Here is a 15,401-nt window from a genome sequence, read left to right as displayed (position 1 = left end):
GAGTACATCCAGTATTACAATCACTCGCGTATCAGACTGAAGCTAAACGGCCTGAGTCCTGTTGAATACAGAACTCAGGCCGCTCAGGCATAGATGGGTAAACGTCCAACTTTGTGGGGTCAGTTCAGAGCGTGGGAACGATCAGGTTGGGGGTTACAACACCGAAGCCGTTTCCGGCAGTTTCGGCTGGCGATACAGGTCCAGCAGCACTTGATCCAGTACCGAGGACGCGCCAAACGGTGCCTTGTCGTTGAGGATTGCCACCACCGCCCAGGTATTGCCGTTGATGTCGCGGCTGTAGCCGGAGATCGCCCGCACGGTGTTGAGGGTGCCGGTCTTGACGTGGGCTTCACCGCGCATCGCGGTGGTCTTCAGGCGCTTACGCATGGTGCCGTCGGTACCGGCAATCGGCATCGAGCTGATGAACTCGGCGGCGTACGGGCTACGCCACGCGGCTTGCAGCATCGAGGCCATTTCACGCGCACTCACACGTTCGGCACGGGACAGCCCGGAGCCGTTCTCCATGACCAGGTGCGGCGCGGTAATGCCTTTCTTCGCCAGCCACTGACGCACGACACGTTGCGCAGCCTTGGCATCATCACCGTCGGCTTCGGTACGGAACTGCTGACCCAGGCTCAGGAACAGTTGCTGGGCCATGGTGTTGTTACTGTATTTGTTGATGTCGCGGATGATTTCCGCCAGGTCCGGCGAGAAGGCTCGAGCCAGGACCTTGGCGTTTTTTGGGGTTGGCGCCAGACGGTCCGTGCCCTGAATGCTGCCGCCCAGCTCCTTCCAGATCGCCCGCACGGCGCCGGCGGTGTAGGTCGCGTGGTCGAGCAGCGACAGGTAAGTCTGGGAGCTGCAGCCATCGCCCAACTGACCGCCGACGGTCACGGTCACGCTGCCATCGGCCTGGGTCACCGGGTTGTAGCGCACGCCGCCGGTGCATTGCTTGGAATTGACGGCCTTGACCTGGTTTTCGATGCGAATGGTGGCAATCGGCGGTTCCACTGACACCAGCACCCGACCGTTGTCGTTACGCGCCACAAAACGCAGGGCCTTGAGGTTGACCATCAGCGAATCGGGTTTGACCAGGAACGGTTTGTTGTCGTCATTGCCGTCGTCGTTGAACACCGGCAGCTGAGGTTGCACGAAGAAGTTGCGGTCCAGCACCAGGTCGCCGGTGATTTGTGTCACGCCGTTGGCGCGCAGGTCACGCATCAGCAGCCAGAGTTTTTCCATGTTCAGCTTCGGATCACCGCCACCCTTGAGGTAGAGGTTACCGTTAAGGATGCCGCCGCTCAGGGTGCCGTCGGTGTAGAACTCGGTTTTCCACTGGTGGTTCGGGCCGAGCATTTCCAGCGCGGCGTAAGTGGTGACCAGCTTCATGGTCGAGGCCGGGTTGACGGAGACATCAGCGTTGAAAATAGTCGGGGTGCCAGGACCGTTCAGCGGGATCAGCACCAGCGACAGAGCGTTGTCCTGCAACTTGCTGGCCTTGAGGGCCTTTTCTACATTAGGCGTCAGGCCGGTATTAATGGGAGCGGAGGAAACGGGGAAGGCCAGAGGGAGAAGAAAACCGGCCAACAACAATGGACGCAAAGATTTGATCATGTGAAATAAAACCCTACAGCCGAGGGGGAAAAAGACGAGGGCATGAAAATGAAATCCCTCAGTGGTCACGAAAGTGTCGGCATTATGCCCCAAGGTGTAGCGGCTTGTGCCGTGCCCTGGTCACCTAATCCGCTATTTTTTTACCGACGGTAGGCGTGGCACTGCCGAGAGACGGGCAATCGGCGTCTTAAACTGCTAAAGTGCCGCCCGTTATTACTTATGAGGATTGTTCCAATGGCGACTAACCGTTCCCAGCGTCTGCGCAAAAAACTGTGCGTCGATGAATTTCAAGAGCTGGGTTTCGAACTGAACCTGGATTTCAAAGAAGATTTGGCTGATGAAGCCATTGATGCTTTCCTCGACGCGTTCCTGAAAGAAGCCATGGAAGCCAACGGTCTGGGTTATGTTGGCGGCGACGACTTCGGTCTGGTTTGCCTGCAGAAGCGTGGCTCGGTTTCCGAAGAGCAGCGTGCTGCTGTTGAAGCCTGGCTCAAAGGCCGCAGCGAACTGACTGAAGCGACTGTCAGCCCGCTGATCGACGTCTGGTACCCGGAAAAGCCGATCAATCCGGTAGCTTGATGTTGTAAAAAACGGCGGCCCAAGGGCCGCCGTTTTTTTATGTCCGGAAGATCTTTTGCTTTTCAGGCTTTACGCCAGTTCAAGATCACCAACGTCAACACCCCCGCCACAATCCCCCAGAACGCCGAACCGATGGAAAACAGCGTCAGCCCCGACGCCGTGACCATAAAGGTAATCAGCGCCGCTTCACGTTCCTTCACTTCGCTCATGGCGATGCTCAAGCCATTGATGATCGAGCCGAACAACGCCAGCGCTGCAATCGACAGCACCAATTCTTTCGGTAGCGCGGCAAACAGCGCCGCCAGCGTCGCGCCGAACACCCCGGCGATCCCGTAGAAAATCCCGCACCAGACGGCCGCCGTGTAGCGCTTGTTGCGATCCTCATGGGCATGCGGCCCGGTGCAAATCGCCGCGCTGATGGCCGCCAGGTTGATCCCGTGGGAACCGAACGGCGCCAGCAGCAACGAAGCGATGCCCGTGGTGGTGATCAGCGGCGAGGCCGGCACGGTGTAACCGTCGGCGCGTAACACGGCGATGCCGGGCATGTTCTGCGAGGTCATTGCCACGACAAACAGCGGAATGCCGATGCTGATGGTCGCGGCCAGGGAGAAGTGCGGCGTGGTCCAGACCGGCGTCGCCACTTCCAGGTGGAAACCGCTGAAGTCCAGCAAGCCCATGAACCCCGACAGCGCCGTACCGATCAACAACGCGGCCAGCACGGCATAACGCGGTGACAGGCGTTTGACCACAAGGTAGGTGAAGAACATGCCCAGAACCAGCGCGGTGCGATGCTGTGCGGCGACGAAGATTTCACTGCCGATCTTGAACAGAATCCCCGCCAGCAGGGCGGCGGCCAATGAAGCCGGAATCTTTCTCACCAGCCGTTCGAAGCTGCCGGTCAAACCACAAACCGTCACCAGCACTGCGCAGGTAATGTAGGCGCCGATGGCTTCGCCGTATGTCACGCCGCCCAGGCTGGTAATCAGCAACGCCGCACCAGGCGTCGACCAGGCAATGGTGATCGGCGTGCGATAACGCAGGGACAGGCCGATCGAGCACACCGCCATGCCAATCGAAATCGCCCAGATCCACGACGAAATCTGCCCACTGGTCAGGCCTGCCGCTTGCCCCGCCTGGAACATCAGGACCAGTGAACTGGTGTAACCGGTCATCATCGCGATGAACCCGGCGACAATGGCCGAGGGCGACGTGTCGGCCAGTGGGCGAAGCTGCGTGTGCGTGGCGTCGTTCATGACAGCGGTGTTCCTTGTTCTGATAAAGATGTCCGAAACGCCGCTGAGCCTTGTGGGAGCGTGGCTTGCCCGCGAAGGCGTCAGCACATTCAACATCGACGTTGACTGACACGCCGTCTTCGCGGGCAAGCCACGCTCCCACAGGGAATTGCGTTCGATCGGCGGATTCTGCGATCAAGCCTAAACTCAAAAGTAACCAACCATTGCAATACAGCCGGGGCCGCAAACAGCCGTACAGTCGTGTTGCCACCAACCATTGTGTACAATCGCAGTGTTTTTTACGCGATACTTGCCAGCGACCCACTGTGCCGTATTACAGTCACGGTCAATTCGCCGCAGTTCTCCCGACTCGAGTGCCCATGAACGAACAGTTGCAGCCCCTAAAGAAACAACCGCGAACAGGCAAAACCGGCCGCAGCGGTACCCAGGACGATATTGTCTATGCGCATATCTTCGAGGCCATTCTCGAGCAGCGTCTGGCGCCCGGCACAAAGTTGAGCGAAGAAGCGCTGGGGGAAATTTTCGGGGTCAGCCGCACCATCATTCGCCGCGCGCTGTCGCGTCTGGCCCATGAAGGCGTGGTGTTGCTGCGTCCGAACCGCGGCGCTGTCGTCTCCAGCCCAAGTGTCGAAGAGGCCCGTCAGGTGTTCCTCGCACGACGTCTGGTGGAGCGGGCAATCACTGAGTTGGCCGTGCAACACGCCACTGCCGAGCAGATTGCCGAGTTGCGTCAAATGGTCGACGACGAACGCGACAGCTTTTCCCGGGGCGATCGCGGTGCCGGTATCCGTCTGTCGGGCGAATTCCACCTCAAACTGGCTGAAGCGGCGAAAAATGCCCCGCTGATCAGCTTCCAGCGCAGCCTGGTGTCCCAGACGTCGTTGATCATCGCCCAGTACGAAAGCGGCAATCGCTCCCACTGTTCTTACGATGAGCACACCCAACTGATCAATGCGATCGAAGCGCGGGACGGTGAGTTGGCGGTGAACCTGATGATGCATCACATGGATCACATCGACAGCAAACTCAACCTCGACGAAGAAAGCGCGTCGGATGATTTGCATGCGGTGTTTTCGCATTTGTTGCAGAGCAAGAAGCCAGGGCGGCCGGTCGCGAAACTCTGACTACCTGACGCTGATCGTTCCCACGCTCTGCGTGGGAATGCCTCAATGGACGCTCTGCGTTCGGCTCTGGATTGGGACGCGGAGCGTCCCGGGCTGCATTCCCACGCGGAGCGTGGGAACGATCAAATAAAAATCCCCCGGGCTATAACGCTACGGGGGATTTTTTATGCCGGCGAAAATCTTAGCGCTGATGCACCTGATTCCCCGCCGCATATGTCTGCAACACCGTCCGGTCGTCGCCCAGCGTCATCAATACAAACAACGTCTCGGCAATGTTATTGGCCTGCTTCAAGCGATAGCTGAGCAGCGGCGTGGCGTTGTAGTCCAGCACCAGGAAGTCAGCATCGGTGCCCGCATGCAAAGTGCCGATCTTGTCTTCCAGACGCAGCGCCCGCGCACCGCCGAGGGTCGCCAGGTACAGCGATTTGAACGGGCTCAGGCGCGCACCTTGCATCTGCATGACCTTGTACGCTTCGTTCAACGTTTGCAGCAGCGAGAAACTGGTGCCGCCACCGACGTCCGTGCCCAAACCGACATTCAATTTGTGCTTCTCGGCCATCGGCAGGTTGAACAAACCGCTGCCGAGGAAGAAGTTCGAGGTCGGGCAGAACGCAATCGCCGAGCCAGTCTCTGCCAGCCGCGCGCACTCGTCGTCGCACAGGTGCACGCCATGGGCGAACACCGAGCGCTCGCCCAGCAATTGGTAGTGATCGTAGACGTCGAGGTAGCCCTTGCGCTCCGGGAACAGCTCCTTGACCCACTCGACTTCCTTGAGGTTCTCACTGATGTGGGTCTGCATGTACAGGTCCGGGTATTCACCGAGCAGCTGGCCGGCGAGGGTCAGTTGTTCCGGAGTGCTGGTCGGGGCGAAGCGCGGAGTGACGGCGTAATGCAAACGACCTTTGCCGTGCCAGCGTTCGATCAGCGCCTTGCTTTCGACGTAGCTCGATTCTGCGGTATCGGTCAGGTAGTCCGGTGCGTTGCGGTCCATCATCACCTTGCCGGCAATCATGCGCAGGTCCAGCTGCTCGGCAGCCTCGAAGAACGAGTTGACCGATTGCGGATGCACGCTGCCGAAGACCAGCGCGGTGGTGGTGCCGTTGCGCAGCAGTTCCTTGATGAAAATGTCGGCGACTTCGTCAGCGTGAGCCTTGTCGGAGAACTGGCTTTCGCACGGGAAGGTGTAGGTGTTGAGCCAGTCCAGCAGCTGTTCGCCGTAGGCACCGACCATGCCGGTTTGTGGCAGGTGAATGTGGGTGTCGATAAAGCCAGGGGTGATCAGCGCGTCCTGGTAATGAGTGATCTCGACGTCAGCCGGCAAGGTTGCCAGCAGATCGGACGCGTGGCCGACGGCGCTGATCTTGCCGTTATCGACCACCAGCAGGCCGTCTTCGAAGTATTCATACGAGGCTTCGATGCCCACTTCGGCAGGGTCGGCGATGCTGTGCAAAATGGCGGCGCGGTAGGCTTTGCGAGTCAGAGGCATGGGAGTTCTCAATGGGTAGCTTGGCTGCGGCGTGAAGCAGGCAGCAGTTTGGCGATCGATGATCCGGCGCTGGCGATGTGCTGGCCGAAATTCGCGTTATAGGTGGCGATGATTTCGCCGGCGATGGAGATGGCGATTTCCACAGGCAACTTGCCTTTGACTTCGCCGATGCCCATCGGACAGCGCATGCGTTGCAGCACGGCGCTGTCGAAACCACGGTCACGCAGACGGTGTTCGAACTTCACCCGTTTGGTCTTCGAACCGATCAGGCCGAAGTAGGCGAAGTCGTTGCGCTTGAGGATCGCGGCGGTGAGTTCTAGGTCGAGCTGGTGATTGTGGGTCATGACGATGCAGTAGCTGCCGGCGGGCAGGTCATCGATTTCGTCCACCGGTTCTTCGCTGACGATCTTGCGCACGCCGTGGGGGACCTGTTCCGGGAATTGCGCTTCCCGCGAGTCAATCCAGCGCACCCGGCAGGGCAGGCTGGCGAGCAGCGGCACCAGCGCGCGGCCGACATGACCGGCGCCGAATACTGCGATCTGCGCCTGGACCTGGCCCATCGGTTCGAACAGCAACACGGTCACGCCACCGCAGCACTGGCCCAGGCTGGCACCGAGGCTGAAGCGCTCAAGGTGCGTGTCCTGCTTGCCGCTGGCAAGCATCTCCCGGCCGATCTGCATGGCCTTGTATTCCAGATGCCCGCCACCGATGGTGTCGAAGGTCTGGCTGGCGCTGATGACCATCTTCGAGCCGGCGTTACGCGGCGTCGAGCCGAGCTCTTCGATGATGGTCACCAACACGCAGGGTTCACCCTGGGATTGCAGGTCGGCGAGGGCGTCGATCCAGTTGTACATATTCACCTCAACATTTCTGTTGTCTGTCAGTCCGCCATCGCTAGCAGGCTAGCTCCCACAGGGTCTGTGGTGTCCACACAATCTGGATACAACGCAAATCCTGTGGGAGCCAGCCTGCTGGCGATTGGACGCGCCTCGGTCTAGAGCGAAACCAACTCTGGTTTAACTTCAACAGCCTTCGCCACCTTCAACTGGCGCATCTGCTCACAGCCCCACAACACCCGCTCCGGCGTCGCCGGTGCGTCGATGTTCGGTTGATGTTTGTAGTCACCGAGGCTCGCCACGGCGTCCTTGATCGCACACCACGCGGCGATGCCGAGCATGAACGGTGGCTCGCCCACAGCCTTGGAATGGAACACGGTGTCTTCGGGGTTCTTGCGGTTTTCAACCAGTTTCACCCGCAGGTCCAGCGGCATGTCCGCCACCGCCGGGATCTTGTAGCTGGCCGGGCCGTTGGTCATCAGTTTGCCCTTGTTGTTCCACACCAGTTCTTCCATGGTCAGCCACCCCATGCCCTGGATGAAACCACCCTCGACCTGGCCGATGTCGATGGCCGGGTTCAGTGAGTCGCCGACGTCGTGGAGGATGTCGGTGCGCAGCATTTTGTATTCGCCGGTCAGGGTGTCGATGATCACCTCGCAGCACGCTGCGCCGAAGGCGTAGTAATAGAACGGCCGACCACGCGCCTGGCTGCGGTCGTAGAAGATTTTCGGGGTCTTGTAGAACCCGGTGCTCGACAACGAAACCTGGGCGAAATATGCCTGCTGGATCAGCGCTTCGAAAGTCAGGATGTGATCACGAACCCGCACGTGGCCGTTGTGGAATTCCACGTCTTCTTCGCTGACTTTGTACTGTCGCGCGGCGAATTCCACCAAGCGTTTCTTGATGATTTCCGCTGCGTTCTGCGCGGCTTTACCGTTCAGGTCGGCGCCACTGGAAGCGGCGGTCGGCGAGGTGTTCGGCACCTTGTCGGTATTGGTCGCGGTGATCTGCACCCGGTCCATTTCCACCTGGAACACTTCGGCCACGACCTGCGCGACTTTGGTGTTCAGACCCTGGCCCATTTCGGTGCCGCCATGGTTCAAGTGGATGCTGCCGTCGGTGTAGACATGGATCAGCGCACCGGCCTGGTTGAGGAAGCTAGCGGTGAAGGAAATACCGAATTTAACCGGGGTCAGCGCCAGGCCTTTTTTCAGGATCGGGCTGTTGGCGTTGTAGCGGCGGATCGCTTCGCGACGCTCGGCGTACTGGCTGCTTTCTTCGAGTTCGGCGGTCATTTCCTCGAGCATGTTGTGCTCGACAGTCTGGTAGTAATGAGTGACGTTGCGCTCGGTCTTGCCGTAGTAGTTGGCCTTGCGCACCGCCAGCGGATCGAGGGCCAGATGGCGGGCGATGGCGTCCATCACTTCTTCAATGGCGACCATGCCTTGCGGGCCACCGAAACCACGGTAAGCGGTGTTCGACGCGGTGTTGGTTTTGCAGCGGTGACCGTTGATGGTTGCATCGCCGAGGTAGTACGAGTTGTCGGCGTGGAACATCGCACGGTCAACAATCGATGCCGACAGATCCGGCGAGCAACCGCAGTTACCGGCCAGTTCCAGAGCGATGCCATGCAGGCGACCGGTGCTGTCGAAGCCCACGTCGTACTCGACGTAGAACGGGTGACGCTTGCCGGTCATCAGCATGTCTTCGACCCGCGGCAAACGCATTTTGGTTGGCTGGCCGGTGAGGTGAGCGATCACTGCACACAGACACGCCGGGCTCGCGGCCTGGGTTTCCTTGCCACCGAAGCCACCGCCCATGCGGCGCATGTCGACGACGATTTTGTTCATCGATACGTCGAGGACTTCGGCCACCAGTTTCTGCACTTCGGTGGGGTTCTGCGTCGAGCAGTAGACGATCATGCCGCCGTCTTCAGTCGGCATGACTGAAGAGATTTGGGTTTCGAGGTAGAAGTGTTCCTGGCCGCCAATGTGCAACGTGCCCTGGATACGATGCTCGGCAGTCGCCAAGGCACCGGCCGAGTCACCGCGCTGATGCGTGTGGCTGTCGAGCACGAAGTGGCGTTTGCGCAGCGCTTCAACCACGTCCAGTACCGGTTCGAGATCTTCGTATTCGATGATCGCGGCCATCGCGGCTTTGCGTGCGGTTTCCAGGTCTTTCGCCGCAACGGCGAGCACCGGTTGACCAACGAATTGTACGTCGTCGATGGCCAGCAGCGGATCGCCCGGCAGCAATGGGCCGATGTCTTTCAGCCCCGGCACGTCTTTGTGGGTGATGGCGATGCGCACGCCTTCAAAGGCGTAGCAAGGCTGGGTGTCGATGCTGATGATTTTCGCGTGGGCGCGGTCCGACAGGCGTGCGTAAACATGCAACTGATTCGGAAATTCCAGCCGGTCGTCGATGTACTGCGCTTCGCCGGACACGTGCTTGGTGGCGCTGTCGTGCTTGACGCTGCGGCCGACACCGGTGCTCAGGTCCTTGGCGAACAGTTCAGCCAGTTCGGCTTGGGTCTTCTCTACGGCGTGATGATTAGACATAAGCGGTCACCCGAGTCTCGATGTGCGGTGTTTGCAGTTCGATGAAGTATTTGCGCAGCAGGTTTTGCGCGCTGAGCAGGCGGTATTCCTTGCTGGCGCGGAAGTCCGAAAGCGGCGTGAAATCTTCGGCCAGGGCAGCGCAGGCGCGTTCGACGGTGTCGTTGTTCCAGGTGGCACCGAGCAATACAGCTTCGCAGGCCTTGGCGCGTTTTGGTGTCGCAGCCATGCCGCCAAAAGCGACCCGGGCATCGGCGATCACACCGTTGTCGATGCGCAGGTTGAACGCGGCGCAGACCGCGGAAATGTCATCGTCCAGACGTTTCGACACCTTGTAGGCGCGGAACAGTTGTTCGGCGCTGGCACGCGGCACGATGATCTTCTCGATGAACTCGCTTTCCTGACGCGCGGTGACCCGGTAATCGATGAAGTAATCTTCCAGCGCCATGGTGCGGCGGGTGTCGCCTTTGCACAGGACAATCTGCGCGCCCAGAGCAATCAGCAGCGGTGGCGAGTCACCGATCGGCGAGGCGTTGCCGATGTTGCCGCCGAGGGTGCCCTGGTTGCGGATCTGCAAGGAGGCGAATCGTTGCAGCAATTCGCCGAAGTCCGGGTACTCGGCCTTCAACGCTTCGTAGCAATCGGAGAGGGCGGTGGCGGCGCCGATTTCCAGGCGATCATCGAAGCGTTCGATGCGCTTCATCTCGGCGACGTTGCCGACGTAGATCATCACCGGCAGGGTGCGGTGGAACTGAGTGACTTCCAGCGCTAGATCCGTACCGCCAGCCAGCAGGCGGGCCTGTGGATAAGCGTCATAGAGGTCGGCCAGATCAGCGACGGTCAGCGGCACCAGGCAGCGCTTGTCGCCACTGTTGAGTTCGCCGATGTCGGTAGGGGCGATGGCTTTCAGGCGAGCGATGGTGTCGGCTTCGCGAGCATCGAACTGGTCCGGCTGTTTGCCGCAGCAGGACTGCTCGGCGGCCGCCAGAATCGGCCGATAGCCGGTGCAGCGGCAGAGGTTGCCGGCCAGTGCTTCGTGAGCTTTATGAGCATCCGGTTGATCGCTGTTCTTTTGCAGCGCGAACAGCGACATGACGAAGCCGGGTGTGCAGAAGCCGCATTGCGAACCGTGGCACTCGACCATGGCTTTCTGCACGCTGTGCAGCTCGCCTTGGTACTTGAGGTCTTCGACACTGATCAATTGTTTGCCGTGCAATGACGAAACGAACGTCAGGCACGAGTTGAGGCTGCGATAGCGAATGTGCTCGCGGCCATCGTCATCCGTTTGCAGCTCGCCAACCACCACGGTGCAGGCGCCGCAGTCACCGCTGGCGCAGCCTTCTTTGGTGCCGGGTTTGCCCACATGGTCGCGCAGATAATTGAGCACGGTCAGGTTTGGGTCCAGGGCGTGCTCGCTACGGAGTTCCTGGTTAAGTAAAAACTGGATCACGGAAGGCCTCGCAGACTCATTATTGTTGTTAACCGACTTGAACCGAATTTATCAGGTCTGACTTTTCGGTCAATGATTTTCTGACTTAAAGGTCAGGAAATGGCATTTTGTCGATAAACGACGCGTTCCTTCATTATTGACCCTCACGCGATACCTTGCTTTTTGCTTGAATCGTGCCAAAAACCGCCGAGTGGGCACTCCGCCATGTCGTATCAATTGCGCTACACTGCGCCGCTTGTGCAAATCGAAGAGTTTGAAGGACAACCATGACGTTCAAGGCGCCGGACAGCCTCGCCGAGCAAATTGCTCACCACCTCGCCGAACGTATCATTCGTGGCGAAATGAAGCCCGGGGAGCGCATCCAGGAACAGAAGGTCACGCTGGCCCTCAATGTCAGCCGCGGTTCGGTCCGCGAAGCCTTGCTGATCCTCGAGCGCCGCCACCTGATCGCGATCCTGCCGCGACGTGGCGCCCATGTGACCGAGCTGACGGCCCACAAGGTCCAGAGCCTGTGCACGCTGATGAGCGAGCTTTACATCCTGCTGGGCAATGCCGTGGCCAGCGGCTGGCAAGTCCAGGCCGACATGGCGCCGTTCGTGCAAATCCAGCAGCGACTGACGGCCAGCTACGAGCGCCAGGACATCCGCACCTTTGTCGACGACAGCTTCAATGTGATGCGCGCCGCCTATCCGTTCGCCAACAACCCTTATTTGCAGGAAACCGTCGAGAATCTGCAGCCGGCCATGAGCCGCGCGTATTTCCTCGCCCTGGACCAGCGCAAGGCCTCGATGAGCGAGTTCCTGGAGCTGTTCGAACGCTTGCTCGCGGCCGTGATAGCCCGTGACTTCCCGCAGATCCGCGTGGTGCTGACGGCGTATGCCCAGCGCAGTTGCGATCTGGTGGTTTCAGCCCTGACGGACGCTTAAGCGTGCGGCTCAAGTGCATCAAACTGGCGGGGTTCAAATCCTTCGTCGACCCGACCACGGTGAACTTCCCCAGCAACATGGCGGCAGTGGTCGGGCCCAATGGCTGCGGCAAGTCGAACATCATCGACGCCGTGCGTTGGGTGATGGGCGAGAGCTCGGCCAAGAACTTGCGCGGCGAGTCGATGACCGACGTCATCTTCAACGGCTCCACCAGCCGTAAACCGGTGAGCCAGGCCAGCATCGAGCTGGTGTTCGATAACTCCGACGGCACCCTGCTCGGCGAATATGCCGCCTATGCGGAAATTTCCATTCGCCGCAAAGTGACCCGCGACAGCCAGACCACCTATTACCTCAACGGCACCAAATGCCGTCGCCGCGACATCACCGACATCTTTCTGGGAACAGGCCTGGGCCCGCGCAGCTATTCGATTATCGAGCAGGGGATGATCTCCAAGCTGATCGAGTCCAAGCCCGAAGACCTGCGCAATTTCATCGAAGAAGCGGCCGGCATCTCCAAATACAAGGAGCGCCGGCGAGAAACCGAGAACCGCATCCGTCGCACCCACGAAAACCTCGCTCGTCTGACTGACTTGCGCGAAGAGCTTGAGCGCCAACTCGAACGCTTGCACCGCCAGGCCGAGGCCGCCAAGAAGTATCAGGAATACAAGGGCGAAGAGCGTCAGCTCAAAGCCCAACTGTCGGCCTTGCGCTGGCAAGCGTTGAACGAGCAGGTGGGCCAGCGCGAAGCGATCATCGGCACCCAGGAAGTCACTTTCGAGGCCCTGGTGGCCGAGCAGCGCAATGCCGATGCGAGCATCGAACGCTTTCGCGACGGGCATCACGACCTCTCCGAGCGCTTCAATCTGGTGCAGGGGCGCTTCTATTCGGTCGGCGGCGACATCGCCCGGGTCGAGCAGAGCATCCAGCACGGTCAGCAGCGTTTGCGCCAGCTGCAGGACGATCTGAAAGAAGCCGAACGCGCGCGACTGGAAACCGAATCTCACCTGGGCCACGACCGCACGTTGCTGCTGACCCTCGGCGAAGAGCTGGACATGCTCACCCCGGAGCAGGAAGTCACCAGCGCTGCCGCCGAAGAAGCCGCCGCCGCGCTGGAAGAATCCGAAACCACCATGCACGCCTGGCAGGAGCAGTGGGACACCTTCAACCTGATTGCCGCCGAGCCGCGTCGCCAATCCGAAGTCCAGCAGTCGCGCATCCAGCAGCTGGAAACCAGCATGGAGCGCCTGGCCGATCGTCAGAAGCGTCTTGGCGAAGAGCGCGCGTTGCTCTCGGCGGACCCGGAAGACGCGGCGATCATGGAACTCAGCGAGCAGTTGGCTGCGAGTGAAGCCACCCTTGAAGACTTGCAGGCCAGCGAAGAAGCCCAGGTCGAACGCCTTGAGCAACTGCGTCAGGAACTGCAATTGGCGCTGCAAAATCAGCAGCAGGCTCAGGGTGATTTGCAGCGGCTCAACGGTCGACTGGCGTCCCTCGAGGCGTTGCAGCAAGCCGCGCTCGATCCGGGCACTGGCACCGCTGAATGGCTGCGTGAACAAAATCTGGCGGATCGCCCGCGTCTGGCTGAAGGCTTGAAGGTTGAGGCCGGTTGGGAGCTGGCGGTGGAAACCGTGCTCGGCGCCGATCTGCAAGCGGTGCTGGTGGACGACTTCGGCGATTTCGATCTGGCCGGATTTGCCCAGGGCGATCTGCGATTGCTCAGCCCGGCCGGCGACGGCGTGCGCATGCCCGGCAGTTTGCTCGACAAGGTCGAGGCGCAGATTGATCTGTCGCCATGGCTGGGGCAGGTCAAACCGGTCGACAGTCTCGAACAGGCCTTGGCCCTGCGCGGTCAGCTGAACGCTGGCCAGAGCCTGATCAGCCGCGACGGTTACTGGGTCGCTCGACACTTCTTACGCGTGCGTCGGGCCAGCGAAGCAGAAAGCGGTGTGTTGGCCCGTGGTCAGGAAATCCAGCGTCTGGGCCTCGAACGCGAAGAGCGCGAAGGCAGCGTCGAAACCCTGGAAACCCAGTTGCAAAACCTGCGGGCGCAACAGCGTCAGCAGGAAAACGGTCGCGAACATTTGCGCCGACTGTTGCAGGACGAAGCCCGTCAGCAAGGCGAGTTGAAAGCACAGCTTTCCGCCGGCAAAGCCAAGGCCGAACAACTGACTTTGCGGCGTACGAGACTGGATGAAGAGCTCACCGAATTGGGCGAGCAGCGTGCTCTGGAGCACGAAAACATCGGCGAGGCGCGCCTGCAATTGCAGGAAGCCCTCGACAGCATGGCGCTGGATACCGAGCAGCGCGAGTTGCTGCTGGCCCAGCGTGACAGCTTGCGCGAACGCCTTGATCGTGTGCGTCAGGAAGCCCGGCAGCACAAGGATCACGCTCATCAGTTGGCGGTACGATTGGGTTCGCTCAAGGCGCAACATGACTCGACGCGTCAGGCGCTGGAGCGGCTGGAAATGCAGTCCGAGCGCCTGACCGAAAAACGCGAACAGTTGAGCCTCAATCTGGAGGAGGGCGAGGCGCCGCTGGAAGAGCTGCGCCTCAAACTTGAAGAGCTGCTCGACAAGCGCATGACCGTCGACGAGGAACTCAAGACTGCGCAAATGGCCATGGAAGATGCCGACCGTGAACTGCGTGATGCCGAAAAACGCCGCAATCAGGCCGAGCAGCAATCGCAATTGATCCGCGGCCAGCTCGAACACCAACGCATGGAATGGCAAGCCCTGACCGTGCGCCGCAAGACCTTGCAGGATCAGTTGCTGGAGGACGGCTACGACCTCCACGGTGTGCTCGCCACCTTGGTGGCCGAGGCCAACGAGAAAGACGCCGAGGAAGAACTCGAACGCATCGCAGCGCGTATTGCGCGTCTCGGTGCGATCAACCTGGCGGCCATCGACGAATACCAGCAGCAATCCGAGCGTAAACGTTATCTGGACGCTCAGAACGATGATCTGGTGGAAGCGCTGGACACCCTCGAAAACGTGATTCGCAAGATCGACAAGGAAACCCGAAACCGCTTCAAAGATACCTTTGATCAGATCAATGGCGGTTTACAGGCCCTTTTCCCAAAAGTTTTCGGTGGAGGACGCGCGTATTTGGAACTGACGGGCGAAGATCTACTCGATACAGGGGTAACGATCATGGCGCAGCCGCCAGGAAAGAAGAACAGCACCATCCATTTGCTCTCCGGCGGCGAAAAAGCGCTGACAGCATTGGCCCTGGTTTTTGCGATCTTCAAGTTGAATCCGGCGCCGTTCTGCATGCTCGATGAAGTTGACGCGCCATTGGATGACGCTAACGTTGGACGCTACGCACGGCTGGTAAAAGAGATGTCGCAATCGGTGCAGTTCATCTATATCACTCACAACAAGATCGCCATGGAAATGGCCGATCAACTGATGGGGGTGACGATGCACGAACCGGGTTGCTCGCGTCTGGTGGCAGTGGATGTCGAGGAGGCGATGGCGATGGTGGAGGCCTGAGCCGTAGTTTGTAGGACAGGTACTACACGTTTATAGGACTTGTTTACTTGTCTTTACTTGCTGGCCAATCGACATATTCGCGCAAGC

11 protein-coding genes are annotated in these 15,401 nt (G+C 59.9%); 5 read left to right on the top strand and 6 right to left on the bottom strand.

Going from position 1 to position 15,401, the window contains the following annotated elements:
• Positions 1–93, top strand: a 93-nt coding sequence (locus FQ185_RS09590) for an IS3 family transposase (protein ID WP_141234440.1), incomplete at its 5' end; no start/stop codon positions are given.
• Between the two features lie 60 nt (positions 94–153).
• Here FQ185_RS09590 and dacB read toward each other — a convergent pair.
• Positions 154–1,614: a D-alanyl-D-alanine carboxypeptidase/D-alanyl-D-alanine-endopeptidase gene (dacB, locus tag FQ185_RS09585; protein WP_149417213.1), complete on the bottom strand. Its 1,461-nt coding sequence runs from the start codon at positions 1,612–1,614 to the stop codon at positions 154–156.
• Positions 1,615–1,848: 234 nt separating this feature from the next.
• On the opposite strand from dacB, the gene FQ185_RS09580 reads away from it, so the two are divergent.
• A complete protein-coding gene (locus tag FQ185_RS09580; protein ID WP_007896965.1) occupies positions 1,849–2,193 on the top strand; it encodes a YggL family protein in 345 nt (114 codons plus the stop codon).
• Between the two features lie 62 nt (positions 2,194–2,255).
• On the opposite strand, the gene FQ185_RS09575 is transcribed toward FQ185_RS09580, so the two are convergent.
• Positions 2,256–3,446 carry a benzoate/H(+) symporter BenE family transporter gene (locus tag FQ185_RS09575; protein WP_149417212.1) on the bottom strand — a complete coding sequence of 397 codons (1,191 nt, stop codon included), beginning with the start codon at positions 3,444–3,446 and terminating at the stop codon, positions 2,256–2,258.
• A gap of 359 nt (positions 3,447–3,805) precedes the next feature.
• Between FQ185_RS09575 and FQ185_RS09570 the strand changes: the two genes are divergently transcribed.
• A complete protein-coding gene (locus FQ185_RS09570) occupies positions 3,806–4,570 on the top strand; it encodes a GntR family transcriptional regulator (RefSeq protein WP_149417211.1) in 765 nt (254 codons plus the stop codon).
• A 181-nt stretch (positions 4,571–4,751) separates the two neighbouring features.
• Here FQ185_RS09570 and guaD read toward each other — a convergent pair whose 3' ends face one another.
• From guaD to xdhA, 4 genes are all read right to left on the bottom strand, one after another.
• Positions 4,752–6,056, bottom strand: coding sequence for a guanine deaminase (guaD, locus tag FQ185_RS09565; RefSeq protein WP_149417210.1), 1,305 nt, complete (start codon positions 6,054–6,056; stop codon positions 4,752–4,754).
• Positions 6,057–6,064: 8 nt separating this feature from the next.
• Positions 6,065–6,910 (bottom strand): xanthine dehydrogenase accessory protein XdhC, encoded by an 846-nt coding sequence (gene xdhC, locus FQ185_RS09560; protein WP_149417209.1) that lies wholly within the window; start codon positions 6,908–6,910, stop codon positions 6,065–6,067.
• A 140-nt stretch (positions 6,911–7,050) separates the two neighbouring features.
• Positions 7,051–9,450: a xanthine dehydrogenase molybdopterin binding subunit gene (gene xdhB / locus FQ185_RS09555; protein ID WP_149417208.1), complete on the bottom strand. Its 2,400-nt coding sequence runs from the start codon at positions 9,448–9,450 to the stop codon at positions 7,051–7,053.
• Positions 9,443–10,897, bottom strand: a complete 1,455-nt coding sequence (gene xdhA, locus FQ185_RS09550) for a xanthine dehydrogenase small subunit (RefSeq protein WP_149417207.1) — start codon at positions 10,895–10,897, stop codon at positions 9,443–9,445. Before xdhA ends, xdhB begins: the two co-directional genes overlap by 8 nt.
• 266 nt (positions 10,898–11,163) lie before the next feature.
• On the opposite strand from xdhA, the gene FQ185_RS09545 reads away from it, so the two are divergent.
• The gene (locus tag FQ185_RS09545; protein WP_149417206.1) at positions 11,164–11,823 is read left to right on the top strand and encodes a GntR family transcriptional regulator; all 660 of its coding nucleotides are present in this window, start codon (positions 11,164–11,166) and stop codon (positions 11,821–11,823) included.
• A 2-nt stretch (positions 11,824–11,825) separates the two neighbouring features.
• Entirely contained in the window at positions 11,826–15,314 is a 3,489-nt protein-coding gene (smc, locus tag FQ185_RS09540; RefSeq protein ID WP_149417205.1) for a chromosome segregation protein SMC, read from the top strand.
• Positions 15,315–15,401: the final 87 nt, after the last annotated feature.

It is taken from the genome of Pseudomonas sp. ANT_H12B, from assembly GCF_008369325.1.
Taxonomy (GTDB): domain Bacteria; phylum Pseudomonadota; class Gammaproteobacteria; order Pseudomonadales; family Pseudomonadaceae; genus Aquipseudomonas.
Note: the sequence above shows the minus strand (reverse complement) of the source record. Positions and strands in the feature narration are given on the sequence as shown.